Source organism: Shewanella sp. SG44-2 (assembly GCF_014164215.1).
Lineage (GTDB): Bacteria > Pseudomonadota > Gammaproteobacteria > Enterobacterales > Shewanellaceae > Shewanella > Shewanella frigidimarina.
Window position 1 is genome coordinate 1 of record NZ_JACJEU010000037.1, and the last position, 25,634, is coordinate 25,634.

At 34.5% G+C, this 25,634-nt stretch carries 22 protein-coding genes; all 22 read left to right on the forward strand.

The window, feature by feature from the left end:
- A partial coding sequence (locus H5181_RS18640) for a lipopolysaccharide biosynthesis protein (RefSeq protein WP_182751736.1) occupies positions 1-784 on the forward strand: 784 nt, incomplete at its 5' end.
- 200 nt (positions 785-984) lie between these two features.
- Positions 985-2,076: a hypothetical protein gene (locus H5181_RS18645; protein WP_220491835.1), complete on the forward strand. Its 1,092-nt coding sequence runs from the start codon at positions 985-987 to the stop codon at positions 2,074-2,076.
- Positions 2,076-3,140, forward strand: a complete 1,065-nt coding sequence (locus H5181_RS18650) for a hypothetical protein (RefSeq protein ID WP_182751738.1) — start codon at positions 2,076-2,078, stop codon at positions 3,138-3,140. Before H5181_RS18645 ends, H5181_RS18650 begins: the two co-directional genes overlap by 1 nt.
- A 19-nt stretch (positions 3,141-3,159) precedes the next feature.
- Entirely contained in the window at positions 3,160-3,840 is a 681-nt protein-coding gene (locus H5181_RS18655) for an acyltransferase (RefSeq protein ID WP_182751739.1), read from the forward strand.
- Between the two features lie 11 nt (positions 3,841-3,851).
- Positions 3,852-4,958 (forward strand): glycosyltransferase family 4 protein, encoded by a 1,107-nt coding sequence (locus H5181_RS18660; protein ID WP_182751740.1) that lies wholly within the window; start codon positions 3,852-3,854, stop codon positions 4,956-4,958.
- A gap of 153 nt (positions 4,959-5,111) precedes the next feature.
- On the forward strand, positions 5,112-5,657 hold the full coding sequence (gene rfbC, locus H5181_RS18665) for a dTDP-4-dehydrorhamnose 3,5-epimerase (RefSeq protein ID WP_162023637.1): 546 nt from the start codon (positions 5,112-5,114) through the stop codon (positions 5,655-5,657).
- Positions 5,657-6,712: a DUF1972 domain-containing protein gene (locus tag H5181_RS18670; RefSeq protein WP_182751741.1), complete on the forward strand. Its 1,056-nt coding sequence runs from the start codon at positions 5,657-5,659 to the stop codon at positions 6,710-6,712. The genes rfbC (H5181_RS18665) and H5181_RS18670 overlap by 1 nt, the downstream gene beginning before the upstream one ends.
- A gap of 386 nt (positions 6,713-7,098) precedes the next feature.
- Entirely contained in the window at positions 7,099-8,178 is a 1,080-nt protein-coding gene (gene wecA / locus H5181_RS18675) for a UDP-N-acetylglucosamine--undecaprenyl-phosphate N-acetylglucosaminephosphotransferase (protein ID WP_182751742.1), read from the forward strand.
- A 138-nt stretch (positions 8,179-8,316) separates the two neighbouring features.
- Positions 8,317-9,390, forward strand: coding sequence for a UDP-N-acetylglucosamine--undecaprenyl-phosphate N-acetylglucosaminephosphotransferase (wecA, locus tag H5181_RS18680; RefSeq protein ID WP_182751743.1), 1,074 nt, complete (start codon positions 8,317-8,319; stop codon positions 9,388-9,390).
- Between the two features lie 2,186 nt (positions 9,391-11,576).
- Positions 11,577-12,689, forward strand: a complete 1,113-nt coding sequence (locus tag H5181_RS18685; protein WP_182751744.1) for a polysaccharide export protein — start codon at positions 11,577-11,579, stop codon at positions 12,687-12,689.
- A 35-nt stretch (positions 12,690-12,724) separates the two neighbouring features.
- The gene (locus H5181_RS18690; protein WP_182751745.1) at positions 12,725-13,159 is read left to right on the forward strand and encodes a low molecular weight protein-tyrosine-phosphatase; all 435 of its coding nucleotides are present in this window, start codon (positions 12,725-12,727) and stop codon (positions 13,157-13,159) included.
- Positions 13,160-13,173: 14 nt separating this feature from the next.
- The gene (locus tag H5181_RS18695; RefSeq protein ID WP_182751746.1) at positions 13,174-15,405 is read left to right on the forward strand and encodes a polysaccharide biosynthesis tyrosine autokinase; all 2,232 of its coding nucleotides are present in this window, start codon (positions 13,174-13,176) and stop codon (positions 15,403-15,405) included.
- A gap of 124 nt (positions 15,406-15,529) precedes the next feature.
- Positions 15,530-16,600 carry a dTDP-glucose 4,6-dehydratase gene (gene rfbB, locus H5181_RS18700; protein ID WP_182751747.1) on the forward strand — a complete coding sequence of 357 codons (1,071 nt, stop codon included), beginning with the start codon at positions 15,530-15,532 and terminating at the stop codon, positions 16,598-16,600.
- Between the two features lie 51 nt (positions 16,601-16,651).
- Complete coding sequence (gene rfbA / locus H5181_RS18705) at positions 16,652-17,521, forward strand: glucose-1-phosphate thymidylyltransferase RfbA (RefSeq protein WP_182751748.1); 870 nt, start codon at positions 16,652-16,654, stop codon at positions 17,519-17,521.
- A gap of 2 nt (positions 17,522-17,523) precedes the next feature.
- Positions 17,524-18,399, forward strand: a complete 876-nt coding sequence (rfbD, locus tag H5181_RS18710) for a dTDP-4-dehydrorhamnose reductase (protein WP_182751749.1) — start codon at positions 17,524-17,526, stop codon at positions 18,397-18,399.
- Positions 18,400-18,942 (forward strand): dTDP-4-dehydrorhamnose 3,5-epimerase, encoded by a 543-nt coding sequence (rfbC, locus tag H5181_RS18715; RefSeq protein ID WP_182751750.1) that lies wholly within the window; start codon positions 18,400-18,402, stop codon positions 18,940-18,942.
- On the forward strand, positions 18,939-20,153 hold the full coding sequence (locus H5181_RS18720) for an oligosaccharide flippase family protein (protein WP_182751751.1): 1,215 nt from the start codon (positions 18,939-18,941) through the stop codon (positions 20,151-20,153). Before rfbC (H5181_RS18715) ends, H5181_RS18720 begins: the two co-directional genes overlap by 4 nt.
- Complete coding sequence (locus H5181_RS18725; RefSeq protein WP_182751752.1) at positions 20,137-21,360, forward strand: O-antigen polymerase; 1,224 nt, start codon at positions 20,137-20,139, stop codon at positions 21,358-21,360. Before H5181_RS18720 ends, H5181_RS18725 begins: the two co-directional genes overlap by 17 nt.
- Positions 21,357-22,535: a polysaccharide pyruvyl transferase family protein gene (locus H5181_RS18730; protein ID WP_182751753.1), complete on the forward strand. Its 1,179-nt coding sequence runs from the start codon at positions 21,357-21,359 to the stop codon at positions 22,533-22,535. The genes H5181_RS18725 and H5181_RS18730 overlap by 4 nt, the downstream gene beginning before the upstream one ends.
- Positions 22,519-23,688, forward strand: coding sequence for a Coenzyme F420 hydrogenase/dehydrogenase, beta subunit C-terminal domain (locus tag H5181_RS18735; RefSeq protein ID WP_182751754.1), 1,170 nt, complete (start codon positions 22,519-22,521; stop codon positions 23,686-23,688). The genes H5181_RS18730 and H5181_RS18735 overlap by 17 nt, the downstream gene beginning before the upstream one ends.
- Positions 23,685-24,539 carry a glycosyltransferase family 2 protein gene (locus tag H5181_RS18740; protein ID WP_182751755.1) on the forward strand — a complete coding sequence of 285 codons (855 nt, stop codon included), beginning with the start codon at positions 23,685-23,687 and terminating at the stop codon, positions 24,537-24,539. The genes H5181_RS18735 and H5181_RS18740 overlap by 4 nt, the downstream gene beginning before the upstream one ends.
- A 60-nt stretch (positions 24,540-24,599) precedes the next feature.
- Positions 24,600-25,631 (forward strand): glycosyltransferase, encoded by a 1,032-nt coding sequence (locus tag H5181_RS18745; RefSeq protein ID WP_182751756.1) that lies wholly within the window; start codon positions 24,600-24,602, stop codon positions 25,629-25,631.
- The last annotated feature ends 3 nt before the right edge of the window (positions 25,632-25,634 follow it).

Genomic DNA, 25,634 nt, shown 5'->3' on the forward strand with positions numbered 1-25,634 from the left:
ATTGTTTTTTCAGGTTTTTTTGTTTTTAATCTTCTCACTTTTTTTTATTTTTATTTTAGAACAAAAAGGGCTTAAATCATTACTGTTATCAGAATGCTTTAGTATTTATATTATATGGATTATTTTTTCTGTAAATAAGAACCTATCTATTCCTAATGCTTTTTTCAAAAAAATGTTAGATTATTCATTGCCATTAATACCAGCAAGTATGTGTTGGTGGTTATTAAGCGGTGGTATTATATATATGGTTTCGCTTTTATATGGTGATAAAGCGACAGCTCAGTTTAATCTAAGTTATAAAATTCCTTCTTTTGTTATTGTTCTATCAAGCTTAATTTCTGCAGTATGGCAATCTGAGTTTTTAATTAGATTTAATAATAAAACGTTATACTCAGGTTTTATAAAATCGAGATGTAATCTTTTTATAATGATATCTGCTTTTCTATGTTTAGGTTTTTTTGCATTCTCAAATACTATTATATACTTTTTTTACAATGAGTATTTTATGGGATTTTCAATATCTATCCTAATTAGCATTATAACTGTTTTATATGCAGTAAATGCATTCATTGGCATGCAATATATTATTTCATGTAATACAAAACGTGATTTTGTAATATTGTCCATCGGCTCTGTAATTACGATGTTTTCAGGCTATTTATTTGGGTTTTATCTAGGAATACAAGGTTTATTATTCGGGTATATCATTGGGTTGGGTTTTATTCTTTTTGTTAGAATGAGAGATTTTTTAAATTGGCAGAATTCATTTTCTTGTAATGAATAATAAATTGTAGAAAGTTGATTAGGTTTTTAATGATAAATGATAAAAGCAAATCTTATAACCTTATAAGTTCAATCTTATTAATAGTTTTCTGCTATATTTTATTTGAAAATTATTTTGTAGTTTCAATGAAAACAAATGGCCTCGATAAGCTATATTATTCATTCTCACTATTCAAACTTGTCTTCTTATACGGTACTTTTTTGATATTATTACTCTCCGGTATTTTGAAAGCCAGTTTTGAGATAAGAACAAAAACATTCTTTGTTATTTTATACATAGGAATCTTAATTTATATAGGGTACTTTGTAAAAGGTAATGGAACCATGGTAATGTTAAGTATTCAGAATATGTACTTCTGGATATTCTTATTATCGTTGTTATATGTGCTACCAGGTAAACCTCATACTCAGTTCTTTAAAACTTTAATGCCAGTAATGGTAGTTTGCTTGTTGATCCATTTTATATATTCATTGTGGATACAAACTTTATTTAATGGTGATTATAATTTATTTTATTTCTACGAACTATATTCAAATCTTGAGATGTTTGGTTCGTGGAATCATCTTAAAGATGGTGATGTAAGAGCATATGGTTTCTTTGGTAGCTCAACTGGGTTATCACAAGTTTTGTTAATACCAATATGTTATTTAATCGCTTGTTGTATGTTGAAGAAAAAATCAAAAATATTGTATTTTCTATTTTTTATAATATTCATATATTTTCTTTTCATTACAAGAATTAGAAACCCAGCTCTTTCATTATGCTTTGTTGTACTTTTATTAAGTCTTTTAAAACTTTTAAAAATAAGCAGTTTTAGATCAATAATTACTGTTTTTGTATTCCTTTTTATTTTTAGTTTTGCTATTGCTCCCTTAAGTGATTTATTGGGTATTGGCGATCTTTCATCACAAGCTAGAACACCTATGTTACTAAGCTTTATCGATAACATAACTGCTAATCCAATAGGATATGGTATTGGTTCAACTGGTAATTTAAAGGCATATCAATTTTTTTACGAATCGTCTTTTGCAACAATAGTAAATGATTTAGGGTTTTTCTACAGTATTCCTCTGTTCTCATTTTTGCTTATTCTAATAGCTTCATTCTATAGAGTTTACTTATATGGTACCCCTACGCATAAATTGATCGGCTTGACTGGTTTTCTGTCATTATCATCCCTTTTTTTTCTAATGAACTATTCAAATATTTTTGATTTCACACTAAACATATACATTATATTTTTGTACTCTTGTTTTAGTGTTTTTAAAATTGATAAGGTAAGGCTTCAATAATGGCTGTTAATAAAAAAGTACTATATATTTCACATATTGATTGGAATTGGATAAAACAACGCCCACAATTTATCGCTGAAGGTTTAGAAGATAAAAATATTAATGTTAAAAAAATGTATCAATTTTCTTTTTCTCGAAAACTTTTACAGAAAAATGGTAAGCGCGTTGATAAAAATTTGTTTCCATTTTTTAAACTTCCTTTTTCTAATCGAAGTGAATTATTAAATCGTGTTTCTACTCATTTATTGAAGTTATATTTCAGGTTCGTGATTTTACTTTTTAAACCTGATTATGTTTGGTTAACGCATCCTACTTTAATCGCTTATATTCCAGAAAATCGAAGTTTTAAATTAATTTATGATTGTATGGATGATAATGCAGAATTTCATGAGAAAAATTGTTGGCAGTACAATAATATTACTAGGTTCGATAAGGCATGTATAAACTCGAGTGACTATGTATTCTGTACCAGTTCATGGTTACAAGAAAAAATAGCTAATAAATATAATATTAAAGCATCGCTATCTCGTAATGCATTTGGTGGAAAGATAATTACTGAAGAGGTTATACCTCCAGCTGAAGTAAGAAATATGGCTTATTTTGGTACAATTTCAAATTGGTTTGACTTCGAATCTATTTTATATGTTCTCGAGCAAATACCAGATTTGACTGTAGACCTTTATGGCCCTATTGAATCCGGTGTTATTATTCCTACCGCTGCTAGATTAAATTATCGTGGAGTAGCTAATCATTCAGAACTTTTTTCTATTTCGAAGGGGTATAGTTGTTTATTAATGCCTTTTACTTTAAATGATCTTGTACTGGGGGTCGACCCAGTTAAATTATATGAATACGTTAATTTTGGAAATAATATTATAAGCGTTCAATATGTTGAGGTTGAACGATTTTCTCCATTTGTTCATTTTTATAATACTAAAGATGAACTAAAAAATATTATCATAAATGACTTAGGTAAAAAATATACAGAAGAACAACGGATCCAATTTATTGATAATAATTCATGGTCAAAACGGGTTGATAATATTTTGAGTGTAATAAATTGATCATTTGTGGTAAATAAATATGATAGTTAAAAAGTTTATTGAATTTATGGTTTTAAAAATTAAAGGTCGTACTTTCGAAATTGATGAGAACGTCGACGATTTGTATTTAATTAATTTATCTTTGTCTCAGTTGTTTTCGTTGATGAGAGGCCTTATAAAGGTAAGGAAAATAGTTTTTCTTGGGCAAAATGTTAAGGTATACGGTACTAAAAAATTAAAAATTGGTAAGGGTGTTTCAATATCAGATTTTTGTATCATTGATTCCTTAAGTGTCAATGGTTTATTTTTGGGTGATGGATCAAGTATTGGTCGTTTCGGTATCGTTAAAGTTAGCGGTTCTTTGGCTTATATTGGAGATAATATTACCATAGGTAAGAACGTAGGTATTGGTGACTTCTGTCATCTAGGGGGAGCCGGTGGTGTTTCAATTGGCGACGATACTATTATTGGAGCTTATTTTAGTGTTCACCCTGAGAATCATATTTTCGACGATAAAGAAATTTTAATCCGTAATCAAGGTGTTACTCATCAAGGTATTTCAATCGGTCCCAATTGTTGGATAGGAGCCAAGGTCACCGTACTTGACGGAGCTATAATTGGTCCTAGATGTATTGTTGCAGCAGGTTCAGTTGTTAAAGGCTCTTTTCCTGAAGGCAGCGTAATTGGTGGCGTACCAGCAAGAATTTTAAAAGAAATTTAAAAGAAATCAAAATGAAAAAAAGTGTAGATATTTTTTACGTTCATTTATTTAATGACTTTAGTGGTAGTCCTAGAGTATTTAGGGATGCTATAAACAGTGGTATTAGCACACCGAATAATACATATGTACTTACAAGTAAGCATAGAGGCTTTCTTGATGGTGTTAATGCGAGACGGATTAATTGCTTTTATGCACGAAATAATAATCGTTATATTCAACTTTTCTATTTTTTAATATCGCAGATTTTTTTATTCTTCCAGTTATCTTTTTGGTTGATCGGTAATAGGCTAAAAAGCCGAAAGTCAACGGTGATAATTAATACTATGCTTCCATTTGGAGCTGGGGTGGCAGCAAAATTATTTGCTACCAAAGTGGTGTACTATGTACATGAAACACATATAAAACCAGATTTACTTAAAGCTTTCTTACGATTCTTTATACAACATTGCGCTACAAGTGTAATATTTGTTTCAAAATATCTTCAACATCAAGAAAGTTTTGATAAAATTGGATCTGATGTTATTTATAACGGTTTACGAACAGATTTTATTCCTTCCAATGATCTTGATTTTCGCTCAAAGTTTGAAAGGAAACAGTTGTTTTTTGCCGGTTCGTTAAAAAAATATAAAGGAATATCACAATTAATTTCACTTGCATTAAGTCTACCTAAATTTAACGTTGTTGCAGCTATAAATTGCGAAGGTTATGAATATGATGAATTTATTGCTGGCAACACTATACCAAAAAATTTAATAATTCATGTTCGTCCGTCTAATATTCAACAGTTATTTCAGGAGAGTTTCTTAGTATTAAATTTATCTTTACCTGAAGCGTGGACTGAGACTTTTGGTTTATCGCTTTTAGAAGGTATGGCATTTGGTTGCCCAGTAGTAGCTCCAACTGTAGGAGGTCCTGTTGAATTCGTTAATAATGAAAATGGCTTACTCGTTGATGCTAGGAATACAGAAAAAATTGTTGAGTTTGTTTTATATTTAAATAGTTCTTTTGATGTTTGGAATCGCTATTCTAACGAAGCTTTATCCATGTCAAAAAAGTTTACTGCTGAAGAGTATAAAACGGCTTTGATAGCATATTTTGAAAAGTTTTATTTAGTTTGATTTAGTTTGATTTTGTTTTATTTTTAAAGATTTTTGCGTAACTTCTATTTGTAGTTTTAGTATTTATTACAATGAAAATTAGCTTGAAAATAAAGTTGGACTAATAAAATAAATATATATTTTAAATTATAATAAAAAATAAGAGTAATAACTATGAAGATCATAGCTACAGCAATACCTGAAGTTAAAATAATTGAGCCTGATGTTTTTGGTGACGACAGAGGTTTTTTTATGGAAACTTGGCAACAAGGCAAATTTGAAGAACTTATTGGCACCGGCCCTATTCAGTTTGTTCAAGATAATCATTCAAAATCTATGCATGGTATTTTGCGTGGACTGCACTATCAAACCCAAAATACCCAAGGTAAGTTAGTTCGTGTCGTTTCTGGAGAGGTTTTTGATGTTGCCGTTGATGTTCGGAAAAACTCACCAACTTTAGGCCAATGGGTAGGAGTGCTACTCTCAGCTGATAACAAACGTCAACTTTGGGTGCCTGAAGGATTTGCTCATGGTTTTTACGTAACGAGTGAAAGTGCTGAGTTTGTTTATAAATGTACTGATTATTATAACCCAAAGTCTGAGCATTCTATTATTTGGAATGATCCGGATATCGGCATTATTTGGCCTTTAGTTCATCAGCCGATTCTTTCAGAAAAAGACAAGTCTGCTACCAGAATGAAAGATCAGGAATTACTTTAATGATTAAGGTTGCAGTCGTTGGTACTGTTGGTATACCTGCTTGTTATGGTGGGTTTGAATCGCTAGTCGAAAATTTAACATTGTATAAGTCAAATGAGATTGATTATACTATTTTTTGCTCAGGTAAGTCTTACGTCGATAAAGTAGATACTTATAACGATGCTAAATTAGTTTATTTGCCATTAAATGCGAATGGTATTCAAAGTATACCGTATGATATTTTATCATTAATTAGATGTTGGTTTTTACGGCCTGATACAGTACTAATATTAGGTGTTTCTGGATGCCTTTTTTTACCTATTTTTAAGTTTTTCTCTAAAGCTAAAATCGTCACTAATATAGATGGTTTAGAATGGAAACGTGATAAATGGAACAAATGGGCTAAGAGATTCTTAAAGTTTTCAGAATCAATAGCAGTTAAATATTCTGACGTGATTATTACTGATAACAAAGCCATTGGCGATTATGTCGACGTTGAATATTCAACGGACAATGTTGTTATTTCCTATGGAGGTGATCATGCAATGATTGAAGGTATCGACGTTGGCCAAGAACAAGATTACTACTTATCATTATGTCGAATAGAGCCTGAGAACAATGTTCAAATGATCTTAGAAGCGTTTGTAAATAGTGATAAAAAGTTAAAATTTGTTGGGAATTGGAATTCTAGTGAATTCGGTAGAGAGCTCAAAAAAGAATTCTCAGACAAACCAAACATTGATATTATTGATCCGATATACGATATTAAACAGTTGTTTATACTAAGAAGTGAATGTAAGGGCTACATTCATGGACACTCTGCCGGAGGCACCAATCCCTCTTTAGTCGAAGCTATGCACTTCCAAAAACCAATTTTTGCTTTTGACTGTAAATTTAATAGGTACAGTACCGAAGACCGGGCGGTATATTTTTCCTCATCACATAATTTGAATAGCATGCTTACAGAGGTGACTACTGATGAGTTATCAGCTATTGCAGTTAATATGAAGCAGATCGCTGAAAGTCGTTACACATGGAAAAATATTAATCAGATGTACGAAGAGACATATTTATAATTTCTAGTATATCAAGTTCAATAATGAAGATGGAAATATTTATCTTCATTATTTTTTAATTAAAGACTGTTTTGAGTATGATTTTTCTACTAAATGATAAGTTTTTTGAGTATTTTTATATTATCTAATTAATCATATTATAGCGTGGATATTCAGTTTAAAGACACTCCGGATTGTTTTCACCTAAAACAGTTATGGTATGTCATGTTTTTGTGTGATCCTGTATTACATGACGATTTAAAACTGATTACTATAGGCTTTGTTACCACCTGTCTAAAGTTTATTTTGTACGTTTTTGAGTCGAAAACGTATTTATTATTTCGCGTAAATAATTTACGTAATTTTTAGGCGAGCTCAACCAAATTTTATCTAACACTGAGTCATTTATGTCCATGAGTTTGTCTTTATTATTTGTATTCTGTGCTTCTTTCACCAGTTTGTTCATCTTCAGAAAGTTAGCCAAACGTTTTGGCTTAGTTGATAAGCCTAACGAGCGTAAGTTGCACGTAGGTCAGATCCCTCTTATTGGCGGTATTTCAATTTACTGCACGTTAATGATCGCCTTGTTTGCTCTTTTTCCTATTACCAACGCTTTACTTCTTTACGTTGTATGTTCGACAGTGCTAATTGTATTGGGTGCCCTAGATGACAAATACGATTTAAGTTTTAAATCGCGCTTAGTGGTCCAAGCTTGTATTTCACTTGCTATGATTTTGATTGGTTACAAAAGTTTGCATTACCTTGGCGCTATGATCAGCGATACAGCCTTAGTCATCCCAACTTACTTGAGTTATATAGTAACCATTTTTGCCGTAATAGGGGCAATCAATGCATTTAATATGGTTGATGGTATTGATGGATTATTAGGTGGGCTTGCTTCAGTGACATTCTCCGCGCTTGGTTTAATGTTTTATCTCGCTGGAAACGACTATTTAGCGCTTTACTGCATGTTGTTCGTTGGCGCTATGCTGCCCTATATCATGCTTAACTTAGGCTTTCCGTTTGGTCGTCGTTTCAAAGTATTTATGGGTGATGCTGGCAGCATGTTCATTGGGTTTACTGTTATTTGGTTGTTGATTGAAGCAAGCCAACCAGATAATTCTTTGGTTATTCGACCTGTAACCGCATTGTGGTTTATTGCTTTGCCTCTTATGGACATGGTTTGTACAATGTCGAGAAGAATAAAAAAAGGTCAATCACCTTTTAAACCTGATAGAGAGCATTTGCATCATATTTGCCAGCGTATTGGAATGACTTCAACAATGTCTCTCTTGGTAATCTGTTCATTTTCCGCAATTATGGCTATAGTTGGTATTCTGTCAGATTTATATCAAGCACCTGAATTTATTATGTTTATTTCTTTCCTACTTGTTTTTGTCATTTATTTCACCGTGATTTCAAATATTTGGCGCATCACGTCTTTTTTGCGCAAACATTTTCTGTTTACCTTGCCATCACGCGATTAATTAATATTTATCACCAATCGGATTACATATGTGAAGTATAAGGTGTATTATTTTCTGGATCAGGTAAGTGGTCTGGATCGATAAGTGGTAAAGTTTCGTGTTGTATTTTGAGTTTTGTATATGCTTAAGGATGAGGTGATGGATTATTTTGTTCCGTTTATAACAGCTTTTGTGTTGAGTTTTGGGGCTATTTTAGTTTTTAAGCCCATTGCTGCTAAGGTTGGCTTGTTAGATTTACCTAACGAGCGTAAGTGTCATGATGGTGCTATACCTCTTATTGGTGGTATAGCCATTTTTTGTAGTATTTTCTTCGCTTCCAGTTTATTTATTCAAGCTAGCCAAACTCTTAATTTATATCTAATTTCCTCTTCAATGATTCTTTTTATAGGCGTGTTAGACGATCGCTATGATTTGTCAGTTCGTTTACGTCTTGTTGCTCAAGTTATAACAGCATCTATTTTGGTTTTTGGTGCAGGTTTTTATCTCACAACACTAGGCGATATTTTTTACTTTTTTGAGTTTAAACTGGGTTACGTTGGCATTTTACTCACCATAATCGCTGTTATTGGCTCAATTAACGCATTTAACATGGTTGATGGTATCGATGGTTTAGCAGGAATGCTTAGTTTAGTCACTTTTACATCATTGTCTGTATTATTTTACCGTGCTGGTAATGAGTGGTTTTTGCTGCCATTACTGTTTGATGCCGCTATCCTTGCTTATCTATTTTTTAACCTTCGTTGGCCTTTTATATCCGTACAGAAAATATTTATGGGTGATGCGGGCAGTATGTTAATTGGGTTAACTGTAGTGTGGTTATTAGTACTAGGTACTCAACCTTATAATGTACATCATGGGGTTAGCATTAATGAGCCTGTATTCTCTCCAGTAACGGCTTTGTATTTGATTGCTATTCCGTTAATGGATATGGCCGCGATTATGTTTAGAAGGTTTAAAAAAGGCTTATCACCTTTTAATCCAGATCGTGATCATCTACATCATATTTTTGAGCGAGCAGGTTACAATCGTAAACAAACCCTCATCAGAATTACTTTGTTGTCATTGTTACTTTCTCTATGTGGTTTAGCAGGGGAGTTTTATCTGGTTCCTGAATGGATCATGTTCAGCTCGTTTATCGCTTTATTTATTATTTACAATTGGGCCCTTGCCCATGTTTGGCAGATCATTACTTGGCTAAAACGTAGCGACTAAATTGTCTATCGCTATACTCTTTATTTGCTAATATTTTTAAATGATTTCGTCTAAAGATGTTAAATGAATCTTGTTTTTACGATTACTTATTAGGTATTCGTATGTTGTCTTTAATCGATGCCTGAAAACCAGCCATAGGTTAAATATCATCGAATCTTGCTGTTGTTAGGCGTTATTTGAGCAAACCTATGCTTGATCAGCTAAAACACCAACGGAATCGAGGATTAAATTCAGTTAACCGAAGCCATTAGTATGTTGATTTCGCAAGATGGCGAAGTAGTCTTTAATATAATGGGTCAGCAGCACTATTATGGAGACAAGCTAAGCTCCCCTCGCATGTATGCATTTGTTGAGTATGCATTACGTGAGGACAAGTTAGATTCAGTGTTTAGCCGTCAACCTTATAAGCAGGACATCATTCTTCTTATTCATGGTATAAGAAAACTGAAATTGCTAAAGTAGAAAAAGGTGTATCAGTCGGTTTCGGTTAAAATATGCAATTACACTGATAAAATAAAAAGTTAACTACAGACAGATTAATTAAAAACGCCAATAAATGTGTATTTTTGCTTCAAAAAAAGGATATTGCATCAGCAATATCCTTTTTTTATGATTAAAAATAAATACAGCAAGTCAAATATCTAATTGTAACCGTTATTGTAGGCTTATCATGATGATTAATTGGGATTTAATACTGTATATTAGTTTTTTTGGCTGTAGTGTTTCTGTCACGTAACCGCAATATAATGGCAAAAATAATCACAAGATTGTCATTTCCGTCTGTAAATTACAGAAATTTTAAGTATAATCAGCGCTCAAAATGCATATTCGACGTAATTTAGTCGTAAATGCTTAAAAAATGGAAGTTTCGTTGAAATTTTAGGCATGCTGGAGCCGTAACCTATGGGCGGTAGCGTGTCTGAAAATCACTCTAGGCTCTAATAGGCTCTAATAGGCTCTAGGCCGCTACGCGGCTAGTGCGCTTCGCTTCTAGATCGGACTCCGTCCTGCTAGGGACTGCTTTGCAGTTAAGATTTTATAGAAGCGCCCTAGAGTCATAGTGCCTAGGCCGCTACGCGGATAGTGCGCTTTGCTTCTAGATCGGACTTCGTCCTGCTAAGGACTGCTTCGCAGTTAAGATTTTATAGCAGCGCAGCGTCATAGAGCCTAGGCCGCTACGGCTAGTGCGCTTCGCTTCTAGATCGGACTTCGTCCTGCTAAGGACTGCTTTGCAGTTAAGATTTTATAGCAGCGCAGCGCTCTAGCAGTTAGAGCGATGACGTGCGATAGCAATCTAGCGGCTAGGAGCTAAGTTCTAGACCGCTACGCTTCTAGATCGGACTTCGTCCTGCTAAGGACTGCTTCGCAGTTAAGATTTTATAGCAGCGCAGCGCTCTAGCTGTTAGAGCGGTGTCAGGCGGTATAAAGCGATGACGTGCGATAGCGATCTAGCTTTAACGTTTTTTGGTACGAAGCGCTAGTAATAGATAACAAACGGTATCAGGCGATATCGAACAATAAATAGCGAATGAGCCTTTTTGGCTTGTCGACTAATCTCCTCGAATAAATAATGGATTATGTTCACTCAATTCTCATAAGAAACATGGCAACGCCTTTGTTCCTTAACGAGTCAGCTAATCCTAAAATTATAAAAACGATAATAAATGAACTAGACTCTAGACCGATGAACAAGAGCCTAGGCCGCTACGCGGATAGTGCGCTTCGCTCCAGCAGTTGAGCTTGGTGCCAAGCGATAGAGAGCGATGACGTGCGATGACGTGCGATAGCAATCTAGACTCTAGGAAGCTACGCGGCTAGTGCGCTTCGCTTCTAGGGTGGACTTCGTCCTGCTAGGAACAGCTTCGCTGTAAAGATTGTATAGCAGCGCAGCGCCCTATAATCTAGCAGTTAGAGCGGTGGCAGGCGGTATAGAGCGATGACGTGCGATAGCAATCTAGACTCTAGGCTTTTGTTTCTACGCCGCTTCGCGGATAGTGCGCTTCGCTTCTAGATCGGACTTCGTCCTGCTAAGGACTGCTTCGCTGTAAAGATTTTATAGAAGCGTAGCGCCCTAGAATCTAGCAACTAGGCTTTTGCTTTCTAAGCTTTTGCTTTCTAAGCTTTTGTTTTTTAGCTTTTGCCCTTAATTCATTACTACAAAAAATTACATAAATTGGGATCATATAATGACGTTTAGTTACAAAACACTTATTACATCATTTTTGCTTGTATCTGTGTCGGGTTGCGCCATTGTTCCCGGCAGTCATTTTGAGGGGATTGATTCTGGTGATCAAACAAGAAGCCTCGAGCAAGACTTAGACAAGGTCAATATTCAAATTATTGATGCATCATTAATAGCACAGCAAAAACAACTTCGAAAAAGTGCTAAACCGATGTCGAGTTATGCTGGTATCGATACCAGCAATTATCAATACAAGTTAGGCGTTGGTGACGTGTTAACCATCGGTGTATGGGACCACCCAGAGTTAACCATTCCTGCCGCGGTTCAACGTACGGCTGAGTTTGATGGTTTTAGGGTACAAGAAGATGGCACGGTAACGTATGCTTATGCACCCAATATTCCTGCGGTAGGTAAAACGGTCAGACAACTGCATAAAGAATTGGTTGAACGTTTAGGCAAAGTCATAGCAGACCCTCAAGTCGATATTAAAGTGGTTGGTTTTCGAAGCCAAAAAACCTATATCACTGGTGAAGTTACCAAGCCAGGTGTGTTTCCTATTACAGAAATTCCGTTAACGCTTATTGATGCATTAAATCAGGCGGGTGGTTTATCCGAATCTGCCGACTGGCGCACGGTTACATTTACTCGAGGTGAAACCACTGAGATTATAGAGTTAGACAAGTTTTATGCCCAGGGTGATATATCACAAAACCGTTTACTGCAAGACGGCGACATCGTGCATGTAAACCGTAACGATGCGCAAAAAGTGTTTGTATTAGGCGATGTCAAAAAAGCAGGCACAGTCATGCTTAATCGTTATGGCTTAAACCTGGCTGAGGCGTTAAGTGATTCTGGCGGACTAAATGAAAATACTGCCGATGCGAATGGCATATTTGTACTGCGTAAACGTGACTATCAACAAACCGGTATTTTAGCCGATGTATATCAACTACATGCAAAGAATATCGCCTCGTTGGTACTGGCTGAGCAATTTGAGTTACAACCGCACGATATAGTGTATGTAACCTCTGCACCATTGGCCCGTTGGAACCGCGTAATCAGCTTATTACTGCCTTCGGTCGCGACATTAGACAATATCGATGGTATTTCAAATTAATCAGTTAATGTCTATTCCGTTAAGGATTTTACGCCATGTTTGATTCAGTATTAATGGTTTGTGCAGGCAATATTTGCCGTAGCCCAACAGCTGAGTATGTGTTAAAAAGCAAGCTTACCGATAAAAATATCACGGTATCATCAGCAGGATTAACCGCATTAGTCGCTAAATCAGCTGATGCCATGGCGCAAAAAATTGCCTTAACTCATGGTGTGGTAATGGACACCCACCAGGGGCAGCAATTATCGTCGCAATTAATTGCCGCAAATAGTGTCATTCTAGTTATGGAACAACGCCATTTAAACGATGTTCACAGCCGCTACCCAGAGGCGCGTGGCAAAACGTTTTTATTAGGGAAATGGATTAATAATGCAGAAATTCCCGATCCGTATCGCCAAAGCCAAGAAGCCTTTGAGCATGTGTACGCATTAATCGATAGCGCGTGTAGCGCTTGGCAAAAATATCTATAAGGAATGGCAACGCAATGAGTGCTCAGCCTACAACAAAAAAAACTGATAACCTTGCTCAACAAGCACAAGAAATCGATTTAATGGTATTGTTTGGTGCCTTGCTAGACCGTAAATATTTCATTATCGGTTTAACGGCGTTATTCATGGTCGTGGGCGTTGTGTATGCGGTGTTATCAACACCGGTTTACCAGGCCACTGCGATGATCCAAGTCGAAGACAGCGGTTCATCTGTGCCCGGTTTAGATGACATGGCGGGGATGTTCGAAAGTACTTCAACAGCAGTGACCGAAATTGAATTATTAAAATCACGTTCGGTAATTGGTGAAGCAGTCGATACATTAAAGCTTGATGTTATTGCTGAGCCAAATCTATTTCCATTTATTGGTTCTCGCTCATTTCGTAAATTTGCTCCAATGAATGGCGGTGACCTAGCCAAACCAAGTTTTGGTGCCAGCAGTTATGCCTGGGGCGGCGAAACTATCGACGTGTTTCGGTTTAATGTACCAAAATCGGCTATCGGCATAGAGTTCACTTTAGTCACCTTAGACAACAACGCTGTAGCGTTATTAAATGATGATGGCGAACAAATTCTTAAAGGAAAAGTAGGTCAAGAGTTAAGCAATGCTAAATTTAGCTTAACAGTGCGCACTTTACATGCAAGGCCAGGCACTGAGTTTACCATTACACGTCAAGATAGATTAAACACTATTCTAGATTTACAGGCGGCAATAGGTGCAAGTGAAAAAGGCAAAGATTCAGGTATTATTAACTTAAGTTTACAAAGTGATAATCCGATTTATGCCGAAAAAGTACTCGATAAAGTCGCGGCGATTTATGTCCGTCGCAATGTTGAACGTAATTCTGCTGAAGCGCAAAAATCATTAGAGTTTTTAGAAGTACAATTACCTGAAATCAAAAAGCAACTAGAGTTTGCCGAGCAACGTTTTAACGATTATCAAATTAAGCGTCAGTCTATTAACATCACTCTAGAAACCCAAGGCGTACTTGAACAAGTTGTTAAGCTAGAAACTAAATTACAAGAGTTACAGCTAAAACGTTTAGAGCTTGGCCGAAAGTTCAAAAAAGATCATCCAACCTACCAGGGCATAATTGAGCAAATTAGCGCCGTAAATGATCAGAAAAAACAGTTAGTCGGTGAGGTAGGGAATTTACCTGAAACTCAACAAGAGTTATTACGTTTAAAGCGCGATGTTGAAGTCAGTAACGAGATTTATACCATGCTACTGGGCAAAACTCAGGAGCTGGATATTGTGCGTGCAGGTACCGTAGGTAATGTACGTATTATCGACACTGCTGAAGTGAATACTTCAAAACCAGTAAAGCCTAAAAAAGCCTTAATCGTAGTGATGGCAACGATGTTAGGAGGCATGCTAGCGGTAGCCATTGTATTATTACAAAAAGCGATGCATCGAGGCGTAGAAGATCCTAGCGAGATTGAAGCTATCGGCTTACCGGTATATGCCAGTGTGCCGTATTCAGAATACCAAAATAAGCTTATGAGCTTTACTAAATCAAGCAAGGCCAAAGCCATAGCCAAAGCAACCTCAATTTTAGCGTTAGACAATCCTGCCGATTTATCTATCGAGGCATTACGTAGCCTGCGCACTAGTTTACATTTTGCGATGATGGAAGCTAAAAACAATATTATCGCCATTTCAGGTCCAAGTCCTGGAGTGGGTAAATCATTTATTTCGGTAAACTTAGCCGCAGTACTGGCCCAGAGTGGCAAAAGAGTACTGATTATCGATGCCGACATGCGCAAAGGCTATTTACAAACTCAGTTTGGCCTAAAATGGGATGATGGCTTAAGTGATTACCTATCGGGTCGTTTAACTCTAGAACAAATAACCAAAGCAACTAAAGTTAATGGGTTAAGTGTCATCACTCGTGGCCAAATACCGCCAAATCCTTCTGAATTACTAATGCATAGCAACTTTAGTAAGCTGGTCGCAGAAATTAGCCCTGCTTATGACATCATCATTATTGATACCCCGCCAATATTAGCGGTAACCGATCCAGCAATAGTCAGTGCTCATACCGGTACTACTTTACTTGTCACGCGTTTTGGTCAAAACCATTTACGTGAAATAGAATTGACACGGAATCGTTTCGAGCAAAATGGTATCGATGTAAAAGGCGTTGTATTTAACGGAGTGGTTAAAAAAGCCAGTAATGCGTATGGCTATTATGGTTATTACAATTATGAGTATAAATCTGATAAGTAAAAATTTTTAGCCATTCAAAATATTATAAAACTAGATTTTAAACTTTACTAATTTAGATCATTAGTCACTCGTTTTGCGAACTAATTAAGTTTCAAAACTGATATTCAATTTAAAGGATTATGTTTTGAAAATTTTAGTCACAGGTGGTGCAGGCTTTATTGGCTCTGCAGTTGTTCGTCATATCATCAATAATACACAAGATAGTGTCATTAATGTTGATAAATTGACCTATGCCGGTAATCTTGAATCATTGGTCAGTATTGAGTCAAGTGATCGATATGTTTTCGAGCAAGTGGATATTTGTGACCGTGCTGAATTAGACCGCGTCTTTAAGCAATACCAACCTAATGCTGTGATGCACCTCGCGGCTGAATCTCATGTTGACCGTTCTATTACTGGACCATCAGATTTTATCCAAACTAACATTGTGGGTACTTACACCTTGCTAGAAGCGACGAGAGAGTATTGGAATACTTTATCAGCCGATGCCAAGAAAGCATTTCGCTTTCATCACATCTCTACAGATGAAGTGTACGGTGATTTACCTCATCCTGATGAACAAGAGGGTGAACTGCCGTTATTTACTGAAACAACCTCGTATGCACCAAGCAGCCCTTATTCTGCATCAAAAGCATCAAGCGATCATCTAGTCAGAGCATGGTTACGCACATACGGTTTGCCTACTGTGGTGACTAACTGCTCCAATAACTATGGTCCTTATCACTTCCCTGAAAAGTTGATCCCACTCGTTATACTCAATGCGCTAGAAGGGAAGGCACTTCCTATCTACGGCAAAGGTGATCAAATTCGTGATTGGCTCTATGTTGAAGACCATGCTCGGGCACTCTATAAAGTCGTCACAAGTGGCAAAGTAGGTGAGACCTACAATATTGGTGGTCATAACGAAAAGCAGAATCTTGAAGTGGTGCAGACCATCTGCAGTATTTTAGATGCCCTAGTGCCTAAAGACACGTTATACGCTGAGCAGATCACTTACGTAACAGACCGTCCAGGTCATGACCGTCGTTATGCGATTGACTCAAGTAAAATGAACCGTGAGCTTAACTGGCAGCCAGAAGAAACATTTGAAACCGGTTTACGTAAAACCATCGAATGGTATTTAACTAACCAGACATGGTGTCAACATGTCCAAGATGGCAGCTATCAACGTGAACGCTTAGGCATTAATTCTTAATAGCGTATTTTTGTAAATTTGGCATGTGTAACGTATAACGTTTGAGGATTTATGAAAGGAATTATTTTAGCCGGCGGTTCAGGAACGCGTTTATACCCACTCACAAGAGGTGTCTCTAAACAGTTATTGCCAGTATATGACAAACCAATGATCTACTATCCACTGTCAACATTAATGCTTGCAGGCATTCAAGATATATTGGTTATTACTACGCCAGAAGACAATGAGGGTTTTAAGCGTCTATTAGGTGATGGTTCTGATTTTGGGATCAATCTAACGTATGCCGTTCAACCTTCACCCGATGGCCTCGCGCAAGCATTTCTGATTGGTGAAGAATTTATCGGCAAAGACAGTGTGTGTTTGGTCTTGGGTGATAATATTTTTTACGGTCAATCCTTTAGTAAGACCCTCAAGAATGCGGCAAATAGAGAAGACGGTGCCACAGTATTTGGTTATCAAGTCAAAGATCCAGAAAGATTTGGTGTGGTTGAGTTTGATAAAGATATGAAAGCGATATCGATAGAAGAAAAACCAACAAAGCCAAAATCAAATTATGCTGTCACTGGTTTGTACTTCTACGACAACAATGTTGTCGAAATGGCAAAGCAGGTTAAGCCGTCACATCGCGGCGAATTAGAAATCACCACGTTAAATGAAATGTATTTGAATCAAGGTAACTTGAATGTGGAGTTACTCGGTCGTGGTTTTGCCTGGTTAGATACCGGTACTCATGAAAGCTTGCATGAAGCGTCTTCTTTTGTACAAACGATAGAACATGTACAAGGCCTAAAAGTGGCTTGCTTAGAAGAGATCGCGTGGCGTAATGGTTGGTTGAGCTCAGAGCAGCTCGCTGAATTGGCCAAGCCAATGATGAAGAACAACTATGGTCAATACTTGGAGCGTTTAGTAAACGGAGCTTAAGTATGAAAATATTAATAACGGGTAAAAATGGCCAAGTAGGACGTTGTTTAGTCGATCTACTCGAAGCACAGACCGAGCTAACTTTTTTGGCATTAGACCGTGAAGAGCTCGATATCACCGACCCAATCCAAGTTGATAAAATAGTTACCGAGTTTCAGCCTAATATCATCATTAATGCTGCCGCTTATACCACTGTAGATAAAGCTGAACAAGAAAGTGAATTAGCCTTCGCTATCAACAGATACGGGCCACAAAATCTTGCGCTAGCGGCAAATAAAATCAATGCAGCTATCATTCATATATCTACCGATTATGTGTTCGATGGCGATAGTGCTGAGAGCTATACTGAGTCTGATGTGACGTCACCTCAAGGTGAGTACGGTCGGAGTAAGTTAGCTGGTGAACACGCGGTTGCTCAGGCATGTCCTAAACATATTATATTAAGAACAGCATGGGTATTTGGTGAACACGGTAATAACTTTGTTAAATCCATGCTACGCCTTGCTAAAACGAGAGATACGTTGGGTGTTGTAGCTGATCAGTTTGGTGGCCCTACTTATGCGGGTGATATAGCAAACGCCATACTCGTAATCTCAAAGCAGATTGCGCGTAATAGTCATGCTTATGGTATCTATCATTTTTCTGGCTTCCCTCATGTCAATTGGCATACTTTTGCTGAAAGAATATTTGAAATAGCATTGGATCAAAACGTACTCGTCAAACCTATTCAAGTTAATCCAATAACAACACTAGACTATCCAACACCAGCTAAACGCCCTGCAAACTCACGTTTAAATTGTGACAAGATCCATAATACATTTGGCATTATGCAGAGCGACTGGCAAGCAGCGTTAGTGCGAATTAAAGAGTATTCATAAATGAAAGTCATTGATACAACCATTGCGGACGTTAAAATCATCGAGCCAGCAGTCTTTGGGGATGAACGTGGTTTCTTTATGGAAACGTGGAGTCAGCAAAAGTTTGAAGAACTTGTAACAGGTAAAGAAACAAATTTTGTGCAGGACAATCACTCAAAGTCCAAGCAAGGAATCTTACGCGGATTACATTATCAGAGCGTCAACACTCAAGGCAAACTTGTCCGTGTCGTGTCTGGTGAGGTATTTGATGTTGCGGTAGATATACGCAAAGGGTCTTCAACATTTGGTCAATGGGTCGGCGTATATCTATCCGCGGAAAATAAACGTCAATTATGGGTACCTGAAGGCTTTGCACACGGTTTTTACGTTACAAGTGAAGAAGCTGAATTTGTTTATAAGTGTACAAATTATTATGATCCAACTTCTGAAATTTCAATTAAATGGAACGATGCTTCTCTTGGCATTAATTGGCCTATTGCGATAGAACCTCAAATGTCGATAAAAGATAAAAATGGAATGTCTTTGATGAGTTTTTTAAAGTGACGGATTTTGTAAAAAGCTTGTTAGGATTTTCTTTTAAAAACTTAGCTAATTTACTTTTAATTTTTGTTGTTACAAAGGTTTTAGGTGATAAAGCTGTCGGAGAGTTTTTGTATGCAATGACATTTTCTTTGACTCTTTCAATTATTTGTGAATATGGTTTTAATCTAAGTCATCCCGTAGCAATAGCTAAAGAAAAAGTTAATCATGGTTCGACTTTAGCATTGAAGTTGTGGTTAACTATTGTTTGCTTCTTAGTTTTTTTAATTATAATATTTTGTGATATTTACCCATATGATTCAATGACTTTTTTATTTGTTTTTTCATCAATTATTATGAATTCATTCACTAACTTTCATTTAATGGAGTTAAGAGGTAAAGGTGAGTTTTTTGGTGAGTCGAAATTTATAATAAAAAACAACCTGACATTATTAGTTTTATCATGTATTTCATTGTTTATATTTGAAGATTTACTTATATTTTCAATATCATTGCTTTTTTCTAGAGTATTATTTTATATTTATTTAATTAACAGGATTGATTTAGAAGCATTTAATCTTCCGATTTTTATGAATTTAAAGCAAGTCTTGTTGCAATTTAATTATGGCTTTACATATTTTCTAATTGTTGCTTTAGGTGTTATTTATGTATCCATTGATATTTTATACCTAGGTTATTTTCTTGATAGTTCGGAAATAACATTTTACCAGCTAGCATCTCAAATTATGCTGGCTATTTGTATTACTTCAAATACATTATCTCAAGTGTTTGTAGTTAAGTTTTCACAGAAGCAAAATTCATTTAATGATGTTAGGAAAAGAACGTTTGAGGGGTTTTCGATAGCTGTTATCTTATCTATTGCGGTCGGGATATTATATTATTTTGCTTTTCCTATAATTTCTGGATTTATTTTGAATGAAAATTATAAAAACGCAAACGAACTTACATTTATTTTTACTATAATCGTATGTCTAAGGCATGTTATAGGTATATCTTCTGCATATTTAACCAGTTATATGAGTAATGTATATCGAATTATATGCACTGTTTCTGGCCTTTTTTATATGTTGATTAACCTATATTTTGTTGAAGCTACAAATATGGTTTTATATGTTGCTAATGTAGTTGTAGAAGTTCATATCGTTATTGCTATTACAATGCTTTCTGTTATAACTTATGACTTGGTAAGGCGATATTATGAAAACAATAACTAGTTTATTTATATTTTTTTTATTTATATTTTTGTTCTCTCCAGCACTTGTTCAAAATGAATTTAGTTTATTTACACTAAAACAACCTGAACATATACGGTATGTATTATGGATTGCTAATTTCAATTTTTTTGATTTGGTTTTGTTGTGTACACTTTTTATTTTGTTTGTTACTTTTCCGATGAAAATAATTGGCTCTATATCTAATATAGAAATTTTATGTGTTGTTATTGCTTCTCTGTCTGGCTTGTTTTTACTTCTTTATAATGGTTTTCACATTAATGTTTACTTTGATGGTTTAATCTACACTTTTAGATTTCTTGCCTTATATATTATTATTTACACTTTGTTAAAGCTTAATTTAATTAATGAATTTAAATTACTATTTGTTTTTCTTGTTTCAGGTTTGGCATTGGTTTTTACTTCTATTATGGCATGGGGATTTGGATATAGTGGAATAATGGGGGGGAGAATAAATGCATTCGGTATGGGCCCTCATGTAAGCTCTATTTATTATATTGTATGCATTATGGTTCTGATTAATTTTACATATTTTAATAAAATTAATCTAAACAAATTTTTTGTGATGTTTCTGTTTTTTGTACTTTCTATCGGTGTTTTTCTAACTGGTTCAAGAAGGTCGTTAATATATTTAATAAGTATTGGGTTTATTTATTTTGTTTTTTTTAAGAAAACAACAAATATAAAAGTCATTGTATCATTTCTGTTTTTTTTATTAGTCATTCTTGTGTCTATATATGTTATTGAGGTGTTAACTTTTTTATCCGGTCTTGGTTTTTCTTTAGCAGATAGATTAATTTTTTTACTGAGCGGTGAGGAATCATTTGCAGAAGATGGTCGCTTCGAAATGTGGCAACAAGTTTATAGCATGTTCCTTAAGTTCCCTGGAGGCATAGGTCTAAGTGATTGGTTAATTCAATCTGAAATGGGTAAGTATGGTTGGGATAGTCATACACATAATATCATATTGCAATTTTATTTTAAATATGGGTTGGCAATTTTTTTCTTTATACCATATTTATTAATTGTACTTAATAGATTCCTTAAGAAAGACTTCTTGGCTATTGTTTTATTGCTAATTCTAATAGATTCAATGGGGGGGTATATTTTTTGGAATCAAAAAGCTGTTTACCTCATGTCTGGACTTTTTTCTTTAATTTTCTTCAAACATAGGGTTTTAAAATTATGAATATAGGTTTGCTTTGGCATACTCCAAACTCAGATAATTTAGGTGTTAGTGCATTAGCTATTGCCAATCTTATTATAATAAATGAAGTTTTGACTGAAAAGAATATTACTAATATTACATATGATTTTATAGGTACTTCAGGTCAAAAGAGTTTGAGTATTGTTGATGAATTGAGTAAAGATTTAAATTGTAATATCAATGTTGTAAGGTATTCGTTAAAAGATTTGCTTTTTAGAAAATTAACTTTAAAGAGTACTGATCTGTTTAGTAAATATAGTTATGTCTTTGATATTGGAGAGGGTGATAGTTTTACTGACTTATATGGATTTAAAAGATTGTTAAATATGACGGTCTCTAAAATGCATGTTATCAACTCAAAGACGAGGCTTATACTTTCTCCACAGACTATTGGTCCTTTTGATACTAAAGTAGGGAAATTGTTGTCTGATTTTTGTATGAGAAAAGCTTATAAAATTTTTGTCAGAGATGACCTTTCTTCTAAATACTTACAAAGTAGAAATATTGAACATGACTTAACTACAGACGTTGCATTCCATTTACCATTCAAGAAATTAGATAATAAATTTGAAAATGTTACAGTAGGTCTAAATGTATCTGGTTTGTTATATTCTGGTGGTTATAATCAAAATAATCAATTTGGACTTAAAATTAATTATAAAGAATTCACTGAAAGATTAATAGAAAGGTTAAAGTTTGAAGGGGTTAATATAAAATTGATTCCTCATGTTACCCCGAATCATTTACCTCTTGAGAACGATTTTGTTATAAGTAATGAGCTTGCTAATAAGTACAACTTAGCTAAACCAATTCTATACAACACACCAATTGAAGCGAAAACTGATATGTCTCAGTTAGATTTTGTTATTGCAGCAAGAATGCATGCTGCAATTGGAGCTTTCTCATCTGGTGTGCCTGTAATACCAATTTCTTATAGCAGAAAGTTTAAAGGCGTCTTTGGATCTTTAGGATATGATTTTGTTCAAGATCCTAAAATAAATAATTCTGATGAAATAATTGAAAGTATAGTTAATATAATTAAAAATACTAATGCAAGAGAAATGGTTCCTAAATCACTTAAACTAGCAAATGTTAAAATTAATGACTATAGGAATACTTTGTCTGAACTGGTAAATGTGAATGAATATAAAAAATAAGTCTTTTGAAGTAGACAGCATAATTAAATCTGATTTGTGTGTAGGTTGTGGTTTGTGTGCTGAATCAATGAAAATTAGTGAAAGTTCAAGATTGATACCTGATAATCTAAATGACAAAGCTAAAGATTTTTTTAAATTTTGTCCAGGAGTTAGTAGACATAATCATAACGATTCTAATGGTTTATTTGGAAAGGTTGACGCTGCATTTGAATCTTATTCAACAGATGCTGAAATAAGAAATAAAGGTTCCTCTGGTGGTACTATTACTGCTATAGCTGCTGATTTATTAAAAAGAGGCATTGTTAATGGCGTCTATACTATTGGTGTTGGCAGCGGTATCCATTTTTTACCTAGATTATTTACTAATGCGAATGACTTAGTTTATTCTGCTGGCTCAAAATATTGTCCAACTCCTACATTATTAAATATTCATGAATTACTATCGTTTGATGGTGATCTTGCTATTATCGGTAAGCCTTGTGAAATAAGCGCATTAAAATCTGCTTTAATCCAGAATGGATATACTAATAAACACATATTTATCTCTTTTTTTTGTGCAGGTTTGCCTAGTTATAAAGGTACACTAGATGTCATTAATAATTTGGGTGGTAATGTTAATTCTACATCTGACATTATAAGTATTAACTATAGAGGAGAAGGATGGCCTGGGAAATTTATAGCCAAGACTCAGAATGGTATATTTGAAACTTCTTATGATAATTCTTGGGGGAATGGATTAAATAGAACTTTACCTTTAGTATGTAAACTCTGTCCTGATGGTGTAGGCATGAGTGCTGATATTGTCTGCGCCGATTACTGGGATACAGATGATAAAGGTTATCCACTATTTGATGATAAACCAGGGAAATCTCTTTTGTTGGCGCGAAGTGAATTAGGCCTTAATATAATAAATTCTTGCATGGCTACTTCTGCTATTGTTTGCAATTATGTTGAAGATTTGGAAAAAGGTCTTATTCTAAGGCAACCGTTACAAGTTAATCGACGTTTGAGCTTTAAAGAACGAGGTTATGCAGCTAAATTAAAAGGTGTTGATATACCAAAGACTACAGGTTATAAGTCTGCTTATAAGTTATCATATCTGAAAAGAGTAAAATCATTTATTGGGATGTTTTTAAGGATAAAAAAACAGTGATAATAGAAAAGATATCTTTTGTTTTTGTTAATTATTTTAGTTCTGAATTGATTATTTCTAATCTTCTTAGAATTGAAAGAATGAAATTGATTTCTCCACATGTTGAATTTAATAGTATAATAGTCAATAACTCTTTAGAAAAATTTGATTTTCATGAAACTGATATTTTTCACAATGTTAATATACTTTATCCCAATAGTAATCTCGGTTATGCGAAAGGTAATAACTTAGGTATTAAACAAGCAGAATCTGATAGTTCTTCTCACATAGTAATTTGCAATCCTGATATAATATTACATGACAGTTTTGTAAATGAGTTAAAAAAAGATCTTACTGTGTATTCCAAGTTAAATAATTATCATTTATCAGCAGCTTTTGCTGTTCGTATTAAAGGTCTAACACCGTATTACAATAAACCTTCTTTTTTGGGAGTTATTTTACCCGCTATAACTAGGTATAAGGATTTTAAAGTTGAGTCATATATGGATTACAAATCCATATACCGATTTCATGGTGCTTGTTTTGTCATTCCGGTATCTAATGTTAAGGGTTTTTCTGATTATTTTTATCCCGACACATTTTTATATATTGAAGAGGATTTATTTGCATTTAAAGCTGAAAGTTCTAAATTAAAAATTTTTAATTTACCTTCAGTAGAAGTAGTACATATTGGTGGTGCTTCTACTAATAAATCTATTCCTTGGAAAAAGTATACATACTATTTTTCTGGATTGAATTTGTTGTTTAATAAGAGATATAATTTGCCAAGATTCCTTTGTTTTCCACTCTCCTTTACAAGCGTGTTTTTTCGTTTTGTCCTAGAACAACGTTCTAGGTTTTCTTGGAAATAATATTTATATTGTGAAATATTGCTATACAGATGCTGTTCTTTGATTTTTCTGGAGTTGTAAATGATTTCTAAGGTTGCACTTATATCTAATAGTTTCAATCCTGGTGTTTCAGATTTTTTTCTTTCTAAATTAGGGGTTGATAATGTTGTTTATTTTAAAAATAAGAATTTAACTACTGACAGGAAAGTAAGAATAAGTAGTTATACAAAAAAAAGTGCAGGTGACTTTTTTTTTATTATTGATCTTTTTCTTAGTTTTTATGTTTTGTTTATCTGTGTAAAGAAATCTGTCAAAACTGTTATTTTTGACAATGCGCATATATCTAATATACCTCTAGCTTTCTTGCTAAAGATTTTTGGTAAAAAGCTTGTATTCACAATACATGATTGGATTCCACATCCAGGTAAAAATAAAATTGTTACTAAACTTTATAACTTTTGTGTAAAAACCATTTTATCTGATGAAATAATTGTTTTTTCTGAAGTTTCTGATTTTAATTCGTGTCCTATAATCAAACAGAAATTAGCAGGTTTCATTGACATTTCAAATAATGATGACCTACTTTCTAAGTTGAATTCAGGTCCTCTTCTTTTTTTTGGTCGATTTGAACCATATAAGGGTATTGGGAATTTACTTAACATAATACCGGCATTAAGAAAGCTAGGTATTACAAATAAAATCATTATTGCAGGTTCTGGGTTTAGCGAACATATAAATGAACTATCTTCTTTTGAAGGCGTGGAAGTAATTAATCAGTTTATTGAAGATGAATACTTGATAACCCTTTTTTCACATGCTTCAGTTTCATTACTACCTTATGATTCAGCCACACAGAGCGGAGTAACTGTTTTGTCATATATGTTTGGCGTTCCAGTCGTTGCTTATAATGTTGGAAATTTATCAGAGGATATTGTAGTAAATAAAACAGGCCAGCTCGTTAAACATTTGGATCACCATCAATTTGCAAAATCTTGTATGGATATTTTGAATAATCATCAGTTTTATATTGCTAATTCACGTAATAGGTTTTTATCAACACATTCCGAAGAGTGTAGTCTGTTGCAATTCAAAAAATATATTTCTAAATTTTAAATA